Origin of the sequence: Paraburkholderia sp. BL6669N2, from assembly GCF_003387275.1 — a bacterium.
Classification (GTDB): domain Bacteria; phylum Pseudomonadota; class Gammaproteobacteria; order Burkholderiales; family Burkholderiaceae; genus Paraburkholderia.
The window spans coordinates 3,076,789-3,090,401 of record NZ_QUNA01000001.1; the positions used below are offsets into that span (position 1 = coordinate 3,076,789).

Below are 13,613 nucleotides of genomic sequence, written 5' to 3' on the forward strand. Positions count from 1 at the left end.
TGCTCGTAGAGCACAGACGCAGTGCAGACAACACGTAGACCGCGATTTCCGTCATACGGACCTCCAAGTTTATACTGACATGATATTGCATTTCTAACATTAAGCGGCCAAAGCCCGAATTATAATCGGGTGAGATAATGTAAAGAACATTGGTGTATATCCGGGAATGCGCTGTTTTTTGGAATGCCGCCAACCGCCGCATTCCCGGTTTGCTAGGTATTCACGATGACTACGCCGTTAGAGTGGTATCGCCGCCGGACGTATCTTCACTTTGATATGCCGATTAGCGAGAATGCTGCGACTGCAATTACAGGCAATCCTGATGTTGTCGCACGTCATGCCTTTTACCCGCTTATTAACTTCACCATAAATAGCAAAAAAGTGAAGTGGGACCCAGTTCTCAAAAAGCTGTCGCTGACCTCCAAGGAACGCCCCGTAAGCTACGCGTCACATGTCGATAGTCATATCTACGCGTACTACGCAGCGATTTTAAGTGAAAAGTACGAGGCGCATCTTAAATCGGCAAACTATGAATCCGCCGTGCTGGCTTTTCGGAAACTTGGAAAAAGCAATATACATTTTGCCAAGGAAGCATTTACCGCCATCAAGAAACTCGGGAATGCTGACGTAATCACCACGGACATTAAAGACTTCTTTGGAAATCTGGATCATCAGATTCTACGGGCGGCGTGGCGTGCCATACTGGGCGTAGAATCTCTGCCGAGCGATCACTATAACGTCTTCAAATCACTTACGAGATTTTCGTGGGTGGATAAGCGTAACCTTTACGCTGCATTACACATTTCGCCGAATAATCCGCGTGCTTCTGGCCCCCGAATATGCGAACCGGAAGCCTTCCGCAAGGTCGTGCGTGCCTGCAAACTGATCGAGACAAACCCGCATTCCAGAGGAATCCCCCAAGGTTCACCCATAAGTGCGCTGCTCTCGAATATCTATATGGTCAACTTCGATGAGATGATGTGGGACGCTGTTACAGCTTGGGGCGGCAAATACTTCCGTTACTGCGATGACATGCTCATTATCGCGCCACATGGGAAGGGCAAGGATTTGCTAAACCTTGCGCGGGAGTTTTCCGACCTTTATAAATTGCCGCTACACCCAGACAAGACAGAAGAACGCACGTTCACAGCTACATCAGATGGATTGACTACGGATAAACCTCTTCAATATCTAGGATTCTTGTTCGACGGCAAACGCGTTGTCCTACGTTCTGCGTCTCTAGCACGATATTCAGACAGAATGAAGCGAGGAGTGCGCCTCGCCAAGGCTACTATGCGAAGTCGAAACGATCTGCGAGTGGGACGCGGAGAAGCGCCGACTTCCCTTCATAAGCGGAAACTGTATAAGCGGTATTCCTATCTCGGTAGACGAAATTTCGTCTCGTATGCGTTACGTGCGGCGGGAATCCTCGAAGCGAAAGAGATTAAGCGCCAAGTCAAGCCGTTGTGGAAGCGACTTCGGAAGCAGATGACGTAGCGTCTATTGGTGCATGAGTCTAGCAATGTGCAGGGGTAGGCGAACCGAAGCCGCAAGTCGCGGCCCCGCAGACCGATTATGCTGTCAATGCATCCGGCGCATCCTTCGCTTCTATCAACTGTCCAACAGTCGGCCCCGGCGACTGAACATCGAGACGCGGAAGTGCCTGAACGATCTTCATCGTTTCGAGACTGACTGTCACGACACGCTGGAACAATTCCAACGGATAGCGGGGATTGTTCATTGTTTCGACCGCCCACTGGTTCGCATCATTGACAATGCCACTGTCCTTGTCCGTCTTGACACACTGGCGTTCGACCACCCAATCCAGCGCAGGTTTGCCATTGACCACATATTCGTAGGCTTCCAGCGGGATGCCCCTTGCCGTGATCTTGTCGTTGTAGATCAACGTCGTAAGGTCCTTGTCCTTGCCCTTCTTGCCGTACTTCATCTTTTCGACACGGTAGTCTGCGTCGCTCAGCAATAGCCCGCCGCCTTCGATCTGTAACGGGTACTTCTCGACCGTCTCGTAGTTGACGTGTAGGTCCGCCAGCATCCGGCCAGCCTTCGAAAACGCCCAGAAGTGCGGAGCGGTCTTCACGCATGGGACACGCGGCAACTCCTTGCGAAGCGTGTCGCCGTATCGCTCACGGTAGTCTGTCGAATGCAGCAGTCCGTAAAGGTAGTAGAAAACGTCTTCCTTGCCGATGTGTTCGCCCGGATACGCCGCTTGAAAGTGCATCAGACCTTCATCAGTCAATGCATGGCGTTGCTTGCTCTGCGCTGGGTGTGCGGCCTTCTCTTCGAATAGATCAGCGTTTCGCGAAACTCCATCCGGGGTCTGTTCGGCAGGGTCATCGTATAGAAACAAGGGGAAGCACTGAGAGCCATCAATGTCTGCCATATGCAGACTTGGAATGCAATCGACCATCAGCGCAGTGAAGTTGGTTCGCCCACCGGGTCCTGAGATTGCGATCACCTTATTCGTAGCCATCGTATTGGGGAAAATACGCGGCATCTGGTACACACGCTCGTTGAAACTTCGAGAGTAGTACAGCCATTGCTTGCTGAACGGACGGTACATGCTTGGCGTGAGACATTCTGCGTCAAACGCGAAGCGATTATTTCGAGTGAATTCCTGTTTAAGGCCATCCGACCAACTGATTCGAGTGCGGTCAACAGCAACAAAGCTGCTGACAGTGCGCTCCCTAGCTTTCCTGTCTGTCGGGACGAACTCCGCGTTGAAACGATCCAGTTCGCTGTTATAAAAGTCGATGATCCCCGAAATATTCGTGATCACGCTCGACCGTGAAGCGTTATAGCACCATGTATCGCGACTAGTTGCGACGCCACGGGAGTAATTTTCAAACAGCTTTCGATCATCCTTGCCATCCTTGTCACCAAGCGCGATGTACTCCCCAAAGCGATTGTCCCGCTGCTTCAACCAATCGCCATGCTGGTCAGGCGTGATCGACCGCCAACCACCCACTTGCGTGATCCCGTCGATGCTGCCGAAGATGCTGATCTTGGCTAGTTTCTCTTCGCGCGTCAGGTAGTCGCCGATGTCATGGAAGTAAATCTGGCCGTGCCGGGCGGCGTCAGGGTTCTTGACCAAGATCGAGATGGCAATCGGTGCGCGGCTGCCGCCACCAAAAATCTTGCCGCCTTCCCTGCGAGACACTTCACCGGAAGTTCTCTGATTTCCCCGCAGATGGAACACGTGGATGCTGCTGAACTCGTCATCCAGACACTTACGCAGGCCATCGGCAGTATTCGCTTCAAGAAACCCTGCATTGGTCACGAAACCGATCACGCCGCTCTTGCCGATCCGGTCGCTGGCCCACCGGATCGCACGAATGTAGCTGTCGTACAGAGCGTTCTTGTTCGTGGCGCTGGAACGCTCGGCATACGTGCTTCGAATACGGCTGTCGAGATGTGGGTACGCCACATTCTGGTTATTGTCGTTCGCGCTGTCCTGACCGGCTGAATAGGGCGGGTTGCCAATGATGACCCGGATGTCCAGCTTCTTTTGACGCTTGCGGCGGGCGCTGTTGCTTGCCTGAACCGCATCAACCAAGTCTTCGTTCTCGTAAAGCTGAAAGGTATCAGCAAGACAGATGCCTTCGAACGGCTGATACTTGCCGCCGACGATCCCGTGATAGACCGACTCGATATTGATGCAAGAAATGTAATAAGCCAGCAGCACGATCTCATTCGCATGGATTTCGTGCTTGTACTTGTGCGGCAGTTCTTCGGACTTGATAAGCCCGCTCTGCAAAAGGCGGGTCACAAACGTGCCTGTACCTACGAATGGGTCGATGATGTGAACGCCCTTGCTACCCAAGGTCTGGCCGAATTCAGTCTGCAACACATGGCTGACGCTATGGATGATGAAGTCCACCACTTCGACCGGCGTATAGACGATCCCCAGACGCTCGGTCATCTTCGGGAAGGCGTTGCGGAAGAACTTATCGTAGAGTTCGACGACGATCTTCTGCTTGCCCGCCGCGTTGTCGATACCTTCCGCCCGCAGTTTCACGCTCTCATAGAAGCGTTCCAGCGTGTCGGCTTCCTTGTCTAACCGGTGTTCTTGCAGCACGTCCAGCACGCTCTGCATCGCCAGCGACATCGGGTTGTGCTTCGCGAAGCTGTAGTCGGCGAACAGGGCGTCGAATACCGGCTTGGTGATGAGATGCTGCGCCAGCATCTCGATGATCTCGCCGTCCGTGATGCTGCCGTTCAGGTCGTCGCGCAGTTCGCGGGCGAAGGCGTGGAAGGCTTCGCGCTCTTTAACATTGTTTGGGTTTTCGATGAGGCCGGTGATGCGGTCGATGTGCGTCCGTGCAATCTTCGCGATGTCGTTCGCCCAATCTTCCCAATGGTGGCGGTTGCCGACTTTCTGCACCAGCTTGGCATAGATGGCCTTCTCGATCTCGCCGATCTCGAATTCAAGTTCCCCTTGCTGGCTTGGCTCAGTCTTCTTCTTGGCAAAATCGCCGATGTCGAAGCTGCCTTTTCCGGCATTCTTTTTCTTCGCATCGTTCGGTTTTTGTTGCTTCTTCTCGACCTTGTCGGTAATGGCGATAACTTCCATCTTGCTGGTATCGCGACCGACGAGATCGAGTTTATTCACCATCGCATCGAACTTGTCGTCATGCGAACGCAAAGCCTGTAGCACCTGCCACACGACCTTGTACGTCTGGTTGTCGTTTAACGCTTCGTGCGGCTCCGCGCCAGCAGGGATGACCACTGGCAAAATTACGTAGCCGCGTTTCTTGCCGGGCGCATTGCGCATCACGCGTCCGACTGACTGCACCACGTCAACCTGTGAGTTGCGCGGCGTGAGGAACAGCACAGCATCGAGCGAAGGAACGTCTACGCCTTCGGACAAGCATCGCACGTTGCTTAGGATGCGGCACGTATTGTCGGGCGCTTCGGCCTTCAACCACGCCAGCTTTGCTTCCTTCTGACTGGCATTCATGCCGCCGTCAACGTGTTCGGCCTCGCAAGTCAGGCGAACCGCTTGTTCAAACTCTTCGGTCGCTTCGGCATTCTGGTACGCCTCGACGACCTCTTGGAACATGCCCGAAATCTGCTTCGAACTGACTTTGTGAGACTTGGCCCCCTTCGAAATTTCAATGACTTGGCAGAACGCCACGGCGCGTTTCATCGGATCGCCGTCTCCGATCAACTCTTCCGCCAAGCCTTGTTTCGACATTGCCTTCCAACAGCCGACAATTCTCGCAGCATCGTCAACCTTCAACTGGTTGTTCTCATCCTTCAACAAGTCTTGCAGACGACGGCTTACGTGCGCTTCCTCTACCGCCAGCACGATCACCTTGTAATCGACCAGCAGTCCACGCTTAACAGCTTCGGAGAAGGTTATGACAAACAACTCCTTGCCATACCATTCTTCCTTATTCATGCCGTATAGGCGGGTTTTATCCTTTTCGGCTTGAGCCTCAGCAGTATCGCTGTAGATGCGCGGGGTCGCCGTCATGTACAGCCGTTTGCTGGCCCGGATGAAATCGCGGTCATGAACTTTGACGAAGGCGCTCTCGTCATCATCACCGAAGGTCGCGCCAGTTGTGCGGTGGGCTTCGTCGCACACGATCAGATCGAAGTCGGCCAGCCCTTGTTCCTTCTGCGCCCTGCTGATGACATCAATCGAGTGATAGGTACTGAACACGACGCTCATATGTTCGCCGTCGTGCCGCTTCAACATCTCTGAAGCAAGTCTGGCGGCATCAGTTGTCGCCGGATAGCGCAGTTCGTGCACGAACGTCTGAACAGAATCCTCTTCTTTTTTCCGCTTCTTACCCACATCGCTGTCGGAACATACGGCAAAGCTGTGAAGCGGTGTCTCCGATTCCTGCGTCCATTCAGTCAATGTCTGCGAAAGTAGAGACAAGCTAGGAACGAGAAAAAGCACGCGCTTGCCAGCACCAGCCAGCTTTTCGGCGATTTTTAGACTGGTGAAAGTCTTTCCCGTGCCGCATGCCATTATCAGCTTGCCCCGGTCGGCATCGGCCAACCCCGTCATCACGCCATTCAGGGCGTTGGTTTGGTGGTCACGTAGCGATTTCTTCGGCTTAATGACCGGAGCGGTCTTCGGCTGATACTTGCTCCACTCGATCTGGCTGCTTTCCAAGGCGAACAAGTCGATCTTCGATACGGGCGGCTGTTGGTCAAACAGTGCGTGTTCGGCGTGTTCGCTCCACGGAGCGTTGGTTGTCGCAACGATGAGCCGTTGTGCAAACGGTTTCTTGCCCGACGCAGTGAAGAAGCTATCGATGTCGCCTTTCTGGACGCGATAATCCGACGCATACATCTTGCACTGGATGGCATGGTATTCACCTGTGCCGGCAGTCCTCGCCACCAGATCGATACCCGCGTCTCGCTTATCCACCCCTTGCAGTTCCGCCCATTCCGCATAGGTCCATACATCGCTGTACAGGTCGCGGTAGGTGGCTTCGTTCCGCAGGTAGCAGACAATCAACTCTTCGAAGTAGGTTCCCTTCTCCCGCTCTGTAACGGCAGCATGGCGGAAGGTTTCGAGAAGCTTTTGGAGATCGGTCATATATTACTTGTAGCCTGAAAGGGTCCAGCGGGCGGAAACGACTGACATTATGCCTTCGTGGTCAGGTGGAGCGGTGTTTAAGAGGGCTTAACCCGCCTTGCATAAGCGCTCCTTGGATGCGCGACAGTGGCTGAAGCACGTCAGCAGCGGAAAGACTCACGTAGTGTCGGTGCAATACGTCGCCACGCTTCGGCGCGTGCCCCAAAATTCTCCGCAAAACGGCGTCCCCAATCTCCATCCGTGCGCCGACGCTTGCGAGAAGCTTTCTCAGATCGTGGAGTGTGAACTCGGGCGCTCCCGCCCGCTTCGCCATTTCCGTTACATGATCGGCTGAAAGCCCATCGAACAGATAATGCTCGGGTCCAAGTCCAGCGCAACGCCGGTCCAAGATTTGCCGCATCTGCATGGTAATTGGCAACGAATGCGGCTTCTTCCCTTTCGTCTCCGGGATCACAACCACGCCGCCGACGAAGTCAACATCGCAACGTCGGACGGCACGACCTTCATTTTTCCGAAGGCCGGTGAGCGCAATCAGGCGTAGATAATCGCCCTGCTTTTCGGGAAGGCCATCGACCCCGTTCCACCATGCGAGAAGATCGCATTCGCTCAGGTTCCGCGCACGCGGTTGTGGTCGATCAGGCATCAGACCCGCAGCGCTCAGGCGGAAAAAGGGGTTTTCAATGCTGAGGCCGTGGACAGCGAAGAGAAACTTGATGATCGAGCCAACGATCCCGCGCCCCAGATCGACTATTGCAGCGCCCTTCGTCTGAGCGAACGCGTAGCAGTGGTCGCCGAAAGCCGGTTCCTTCAGAGCCGAGACCGGTCTATCAAACCAGTCAGCGAAATGATTTTTCAGAACGGACTCGTATCGCGCCAAGCTTGATGATTTCACCTTCTTCGCCTTCGCGTATTCCGGCAGCACCTGTCGAAGCGTCGGCAACTGAGCACGAACCGGTACCACGATGTATTCCCCGGACCGGCACCGGCGAAGTATCGGCAGAGCCAATTCGCGGGCTTCATCCACCGTAACGAGCGGCCATCGCCCTAAAGTGACCCGTATCTGCCGTCCACCAACACTTGTCGCGACTATAAACGTCTTGGTGCGCGATCCGATTCTGAGACAAAGACCGCATAGTGTCCGGTCCCTCACCGTGGTCCCAGTCTTGCCTAATCCCTTACGAATCAGGGCGTCCGAAAGAGTTACAATTGCCATTTTCGTGTACAAAACTCGCACAAAATCGTTGAGCCAACGCCCGATTCGTGCTGTTTGTCGCTTCCCCGAATTCACCCTGCGGCTGTCGGATTCTGGCCTTTCGCCGGGTATCACCGACACACCAACAAGCCGTAACCAACTGATTCAAAAGGTTTTTCCATGAGCCTCAAATGCGGCATCGTCGGCTTGCCTAACGTCGGCAAGTCCACCCTGTTCAACGCGCTGACCAAGGCGGGCATTGCCGCCGAAAACTATCCGTTCTGCACGATCGAGCCGAACGTCGGCATCGTCGAGGTGCCGGACGCGCGGCTGAAGGCGCTCGCCGAAATCGTCAAGCCGGAGCGCATCCTGCCGGCCGTGGTGGAATTCGTCGACATCGCCGGTCTCGTGGCGGGCGCGAGCAAGGGCGAAGGTCTGGGCAACCAGTTTCTCGCCAATATCCGCGAAACCGATGCGATCACGCACGTGGTGCGCTGCTTCGAAGACGAGAACGTGATTCACGTCGCGAACAAGATCGATCCGCTGTCGGATATCGAAGTGATCAACACCGAACTGGCGCTGGCCGACCTCGCGACCGTCGAAAAGGCGCTGGCGCGCTATTCGAAGGCGGCCAAGTCGGGTAACGACAAGGAAGCCATCAAGAACGCGGCCGTGCTGGAGAAGGTGCGCGCGCAGCTCGACCAGGCCAAGCCGGTCCGGGCGCTTGACTTGTCGGACGAAGAAAAGGCCACGCTCAAGCCGTTCTGCCTGATCACCGCCAAGCCGACCATGTACGTGGCCAACGTGAAGGAAGACGGCTTCGAGAACAATCCGCATCTGGACGCAGTCGCGAAGCACGCGGCAGCGGAAAATGCGCCGGTTGTCGCCGTGTGCGCCGCGATCGAAGCGGAAATCGCCGACCTCGACGAAGCCGACATGGAAGTGTTCCTCGCCGACATGGGCATGGAAGAGCCGGGCCTGAACCGCGTGATCCGCGCCGGCTTTAAGTTGCTGGGCCTGCACACCTACTTCACGGCGGGCGTGAAGGAAGTGCGCGCATGGACGATCCATATCGGCGATACGGCGCCGCAGGCTGCGGGCGCGATTCACACGGACTTCGAGCGCGGCTTCATTCGCGCGCAGACTATCGCGTACAACGACTACATCACCTATAAGGGTGAGCAAGGCGCGAAGGAAGCGGGCAAGATGCGCGCGGAAGGCAAGGAATACGTCGTGCATGATGGCGACGTGATGAACTTCCTGTTCAACGTCTGAGCTTCAGCTTTGGCGTGCGGCGATGCATGCAAATGTGAGCGCCGCCACCCGCAGCAAGTGACTTCAAGAGAGCCCGTTCATCGAAGCGGGCTTTTTTATCGCTCACTACTTGCCTTGGAACGCGCACAACGCAACGGCAACGCAATGCCGTCTTTGATGGCCGCCATTTTCTCCGGCGAATCCGCGAGCACCGCATCGATGCCGAGGCACGCCGCCATACGGTAATCGTCCGCCTCGTTCACACCAATCGCGACGATCCGCACGTCCGGCTTCTGCCGGAAACAAGCGACCGTTGCAGGCGTCCACAGCGTAGCCTGCACGTCCGAGCGCCCTTCCCCCAGCGTGAACTTCTCCACCACAGTCAGCGCGCGATGCAACTCGAAAGCGGTCATGGCGTGTTCGGCCGGCGCGTCCACGCAGCCTTGATTCAGCAAGACCCGCACAAGCCGCCCACGCGTCGCATCGCGCGATTCGAACAGCTTCGCTTGCGGATACGCGGCAAAGCTCCGTTGATAATCCGCTTCGGTCGAATAGATCGACACACGCTGCCACGCCTTTTCTTCATCGAGCACACGCACGACGGCTTGCGTCTGCGGCCCGGCGGGCAGCGCTTTCATGTCGAGGATGACCGGCATGGTCGCAGGCATGGCATGCAGCGCCTCGCGCAACGTCGGAATTCCCACAGGATGATCGCGGTACGGATAGGCCTCGCTGCGCCGAAAGCTCCAACCGGCATTGACGCGACCGAGTTCGGCCGCGGTGTAGGCGGCCACTGGACCTTTCGCGTCGGTCAACGCCGCCAGGTCCGCCGGCCGATACAAAACCGGCACGCCGTCCTTGCTCAACTGCACGGTGAGCCACATGGCGTCGGCGTGATGCTCGACCGACAGGCGGATCGCTTCGAGCGTGTTCTCTGGCGCGTCGCCCGTGCCGCCGCGATGCGCGATGATCGCCGGCAAGGAGTTCACCTGCTCGACGGCATCGTTGTTAGTCACCGGCGTGAACGCACACCCCGCCAAAGCGAGGGCCATCATCCAGCCACCTGTTGCCGACCGCACTGAGTAACCCAGCATCTGCAATCCTGATTAATGGACACCGTGATGTAACGCACACGAATCGCCACGCGCGACTCAAACCCGCGTCCATCATGCCCTCTCTCAAACGGCCGCGTCCAGCCGGCACCTCCGGCTTTGCCTTCGCGCAAACTTCGCCTTCAGACGCCGACTGTTTCCGTTTTATGACACCGATGTTAAATTGCGGCATTCGGCGCCCGTCAAAAATGGCGCACGCCGCCCGGCAACCGTCGCCGGACTGTCATCGAACACAAATAGAATCGCGCGATTCGCATTCGCGCCCGTTCCGACTGGAGACAAATCGATGAGTTTGAAGCCGCTAATCCGTTCGCTTTCCCTTGCCGCCGTATTGAGCGCCGGCCTTAGCCAGGCGGCCCATGCCGCGACTGAAATTCAGTTCTGGCACGGCATGGAAGCCGCATTGGGCGAACGGCTGAACGACATCGCCAACGCGTTCAACGCATCGCAAAATGACTACAAGATCGTGCCGGTCTTCAAGGGCACCTACGATCAGACGCTCGCCGCCGGCATCGCCGCGTATCGCAGCGGCAATGCGCCGGCCATTCTGCAGGTCTACGAAGTCGGCACCGCCACCATGATGCAGGCGAAGAAGGCGGTGATCCCCGTCTCGGAAGTGTTCAAGCAAGCCGGCGTGCCGCTCGATGAGAAGGCCTTCGTGCCTACCATCGCCAGCTATTACAGCGACGCCAAAACCGGCGAGCTGATCTCGATGCCGTTCAACAGTTCCACGCCGGTGCTGTACTACAACAAGGACGCCTTCAAGAAAGCCGGCCTCGATCCGAACCAGCCGCCGAAAACCTGGGCCGAACTGCAGGCCGACGCGCAGAAGCTGAAGGCGTCCGGCATGGCGTGCGGTTATTCGTCGGGCTGGCAGAGCTGGATTCAACTCGAGAACTACAGCGCGTGGCACGGCGCACCGTTCGCGTCGAAGAACAATGGCTTCGACGGCCCGGACGCGCAACTGGAATTCAACAAGCCGCTGCAGGTCGCGCATATCCAGTTCCTGCAGAACATGCAGAAGGACGGCACGTTCACCTACGTCGGCCGCAAGGACGAGCCGGTGTCGAAGTTTTATAGCGGCGACTGCGGGATCATCACCAACTCGTCGGGGTCGCTCGCCACGATCAAGAAGTACGCGAAGTTCAACTTCGGTACCGGCATGATGCCGTACGACGCCAGCGTGAAGGGCGCGCCGCAGAACGCGATCATCGGTGGAGCGAGCCTGTGGGTGCTGTCGGGCAAGGATCCGGCCGTGTACAAGGGCGTGGCGAAATTTCTCTCGTATCTTTCGTCGGCGCCGGTTGCGGCCAAGTGGCATCAGGACACCGGCTATCTGCCGGTCACCACGGCGGCGTATCAACTGACGCAGCAGGAAGGCTTCTACGAGAAGAACCCAGGCAGCGACACCGCCATCAAGCAGATGCTCAACAAGCCGCCTCTGCCTTACACCAAGGGCTTGCGTCTGGGCAACATGCCGCAGATCCGCACGGTCATCGACGAAGAACTCGAGCAGGTCTGGGCACAGAAGAAGACGCCGCAACAGGCGCTCGACGCCGCTGTGTCGCGCGGCGACGAACTGCTGCGCCGCTTCGAGAAAGCCGGCAACTAAGCGGTCGGCGGCGGGGTTTCGGCGCGCCCGCGCCGAAACCCGTGCCTGCAGCAGAACCTTGGAAATCATCGATGGAAAAGCGCTCCAGCTTCGGCACCAGCCTGCTGCCCTACCTGCTCGTCGCGCCGCAACTGGCGATCACGTTGCTGTTTTTTCTGTGGCCGGCCGGTGAGGCGCTCTGGCAATCCACGCAAAGCCAGGATGCGTTCGGCACGTCGAGCGAGTTCGTCGGCCTCGCCAATTTCAAGCAGCTCTTCGCCGACCCGCTCTACCTGTCGTCGTTCTATACCACGCTGATCTTCTGCGCGCTGGTCACCGTGTCGGGACTCGTAATCTCGCTGCTGCTCGCGGTCTGCGCGGATCGCGTAACGCGCGGCGCCAAGACTTATCAGACGCTGCTGATCTGGCCGTACGCCGTCGCGCCCGCGATCGCGGCGGTGTTGTGGTCGTTCCTGTTCAACCCGAGCATCGGCCTCGTCACCTACGCGCTGGCCAAATACGGCATCGTGTGGAATCACGCGCTGAACGCGGGTCAGGCGATGTTCCTTGTGGTGCTCGCGTCCGTCTGGAAACAGGTCAGCTATAACTTTCTGTTCTTCTACGCGGGCTTGCAGGCGATTCCGCGCTCGCTCATCGAAGCAGCGGCGATCGACGGCGCCGGTCCGGTGCGGCGCTTTTTCGGCATCGCACTGCCGCTCCTGTCGCCGACCAGTTTCTTCCTGCTGGTGATCAACATCACGTACGCCTTCTTCGACACTTTCCCTGTAATCGATGCGGCCACCGGCGGTGGCCCCGCGCAGGCAACCCGCACGCTGATCTACAAGATCTTCGCCGAAGGTTTTCAGGGGCTCGACATCGGCAGTTCCGGCGCGCAGTCGGTGATCCTGATGGTGATCGTAGTTGGGTTGACGGTCGTGCAATTCCGCTTCATCGAACGCAGAGTTCAATACTCGTGATCGAGAACCGCCGCGGTTTCGACCTCTTTTGCCACGCGGTGCTGATTCTTGGCGTCGTGCTGGTGGTGTTTCCGGTGTACGTCGCATTCTGCGCGGCGACCATGAGCGAGCACGAAGTGTTCAGCGTGCCGCTCTCGCTGATGCCGAGCACGCATCTGTTCGAAAACATCGCGACCGTCTGGTCGCAAGGCAGCGGCAACGCGGCGGCGCCGTTCGGCCGCATGCTGTTCAACAGCCTCGTGATGGCGCTGGTGATTTCGATCGGCAAAATCGCGGTCTCGATGATCGCCGCCTACGCGATCGTGTTCTTCCGTTTTCCGTTGCGCAACCTCGCGTTCTGGCTGATCTTCATCACGCTGATGCTGCCGGTCGAAGTGCGGATCTTCCCGACCGTGCAAGTCGTGTCGTCGATGCATCTGAGCAATACGTATAGCGGTTTGACGTTGCCGCTGATCGCCTCGGCCACCGCGACATTCCTGTTCCGCCAGTTCTTCATGACGCTGCCGGATGAATTGATGGAAGCGGCGCGCATCGACGGCGCCGGCGCCATGCGGTTCTTCTGGGACGTCGTCTTGCCGCTGTCGAAAACGAACATGGCCGCTCTGTTCGTCATCACGTTTATTTACGGCTGGAATCAATACTTGTGGCCGATTCTGATCACGAGCCAGCAATCGCTGACCACGGCGGTGGTCGGCATCAAAAGCATGATCGCGTCGGGTGACACGGCGACCGAATGGCATCTCGTGATGACCGCGACGCTGCTCGCGATGCTGCCGCCGCTCGCAGTCGTGCTGACGATGCAACGCTGGTTCGTGCGCGGACTGGTGGACGCGGAAAAATAAGCGGCTCTTCAGCGAGCATTCTTGATGCATTGGAATAGATAACACCGCAATCCGCGGCACGCAACGAA

General features: G+C 57.2%; 8 protein-coding genes. 5 read left to right on the forward strand and 3 right to left on the reverse strand.

Annotated elements, in window-relative coordinates:
* Positions 1–225: 225 nt before the first annotated feature.
* A complete protein-coding gene (gene drt2, locus B0G80_RS13930; RefSeq protein ID WP_116118373.1) occupies positions 226–1,497 on the forward strand; it encodes an antiviral reverse transcriptase Drt2 in 1,272 nt (423 codons plus the stop codon).
* Positions 1,498–1,573: 76 nt separating this feature from the next.
* Here drt2 and B0G80_RS13935 read toward each other — a convergent pair whose 3' ends face one another.
* Both B0G80_RS13935 and B0G80_RS13940 read right to left on the reverse strand, forming a co-directional pair.
* Positions 1,574–6,577, reverse strand: a complete 5,004-nt coding sequence (locus B0G80_RS13935; RefSeq protein WP_116118374.1) for a type ISP restriction/modification enzyme — start codon at positions 6,575–6,577, stop codon at positions 1,574–1,576.
* Between the two features lie 61 nt (positions 6,578–6,638).
* Positions 6,639–7,790, reverse strand: a complete 1,152-nt coding sequence (locus tag B0G80_RS13940) for an integrase family protein (RefSeq protein ID WP_116118375.1) — start codon at positions 7,788–7,790, stop codon at positions 6,639–6,641.
* 159 nt (positions 7,791–7,949) lie between these two features.
* On the opposite strand from B0G80_RS13940, the gene ychF reads away from it, so the two are divergent.
* Positions 7,950–9,044: a redox-regulated ATPase YchF gene (gene ychF, locus B0G80_RS13945; protein ID WP_116118376.1), complete on the forward strand. Its 1,095-nt coding sequence runs from the start codon at positions 7,950–7,952 to the stop codon at positions 9,042–9,044.
* Between the two features lie 95 nt (positions 9,045–9,139).
* Here ychF and B0G80_RS13950 read toward each other — a convergent pair whose 3' ends face one another.
* Positions 9,140–10,117 carry a glycerophosphodiester phosphodiesterase family protein gene (locus B0G80_RS13950; RefSeq protein ID WP_116118377.1) on the reverse strand — a complete coding sequence of 326 codons (978 nt, stop codon included), beginning with the start codon at positions 10,115–10,117 and terminating at the stop codon, positions 9,140–9,142.
* Positions 10,118–10,421: 304 nt separating this feature from the next.
* Here B0G80_RS13950 and ugpB point away from each other — a divergent pair, with 304 nt between their 5' ends.
* From ugpB to ugpE, 3 genes are all read left to right on the forward strand, one after another.
* Positions 10,422–11,747, forward strand: coding sequence for a sn-glycerol-3-phosphate ABC transporter substrate-binding protein UgpB (ugpB, locus tag B0G80_RS13955; protein ID WP_116118378.1), 1,326 nt, complete (start codon positions 10,422–10,424; stop codon positions 11,745–11,747).
* A 71-nt stretch (positions 11,748–11,818) separates the two neighbouring features.
* Positions 11,819–12,703, forward strand: coding sequence for a sn-glycerol-3-phosphate ABC transporter permease UgpA (ugpA, locus tag B0G80_RS13960; protein ID WP_116118379.1), 885 nt, complete (start codon positions 11,819–11,821; stop codon positions 12,701–12,703).
* Positions 12,700–13,545 (forward strand): sn-glycerol-3-phosphate ABC transporter permease UgpE, encoded by an 846-nt coding sequence (gene ugpE / locus B0G80_RS13965; protein WP_116118380.1) that lies wholly within the window; start codon positions 12,700–12,702, stop codon positions 13,543–13,545. The genes ugpA and ugpE overlap by 4 nt, the downstream gene beginning before the upstream one ends.
* The last annotated feature ends 68 nt before the right edge of the window (positions 13,546–13,613 follow it).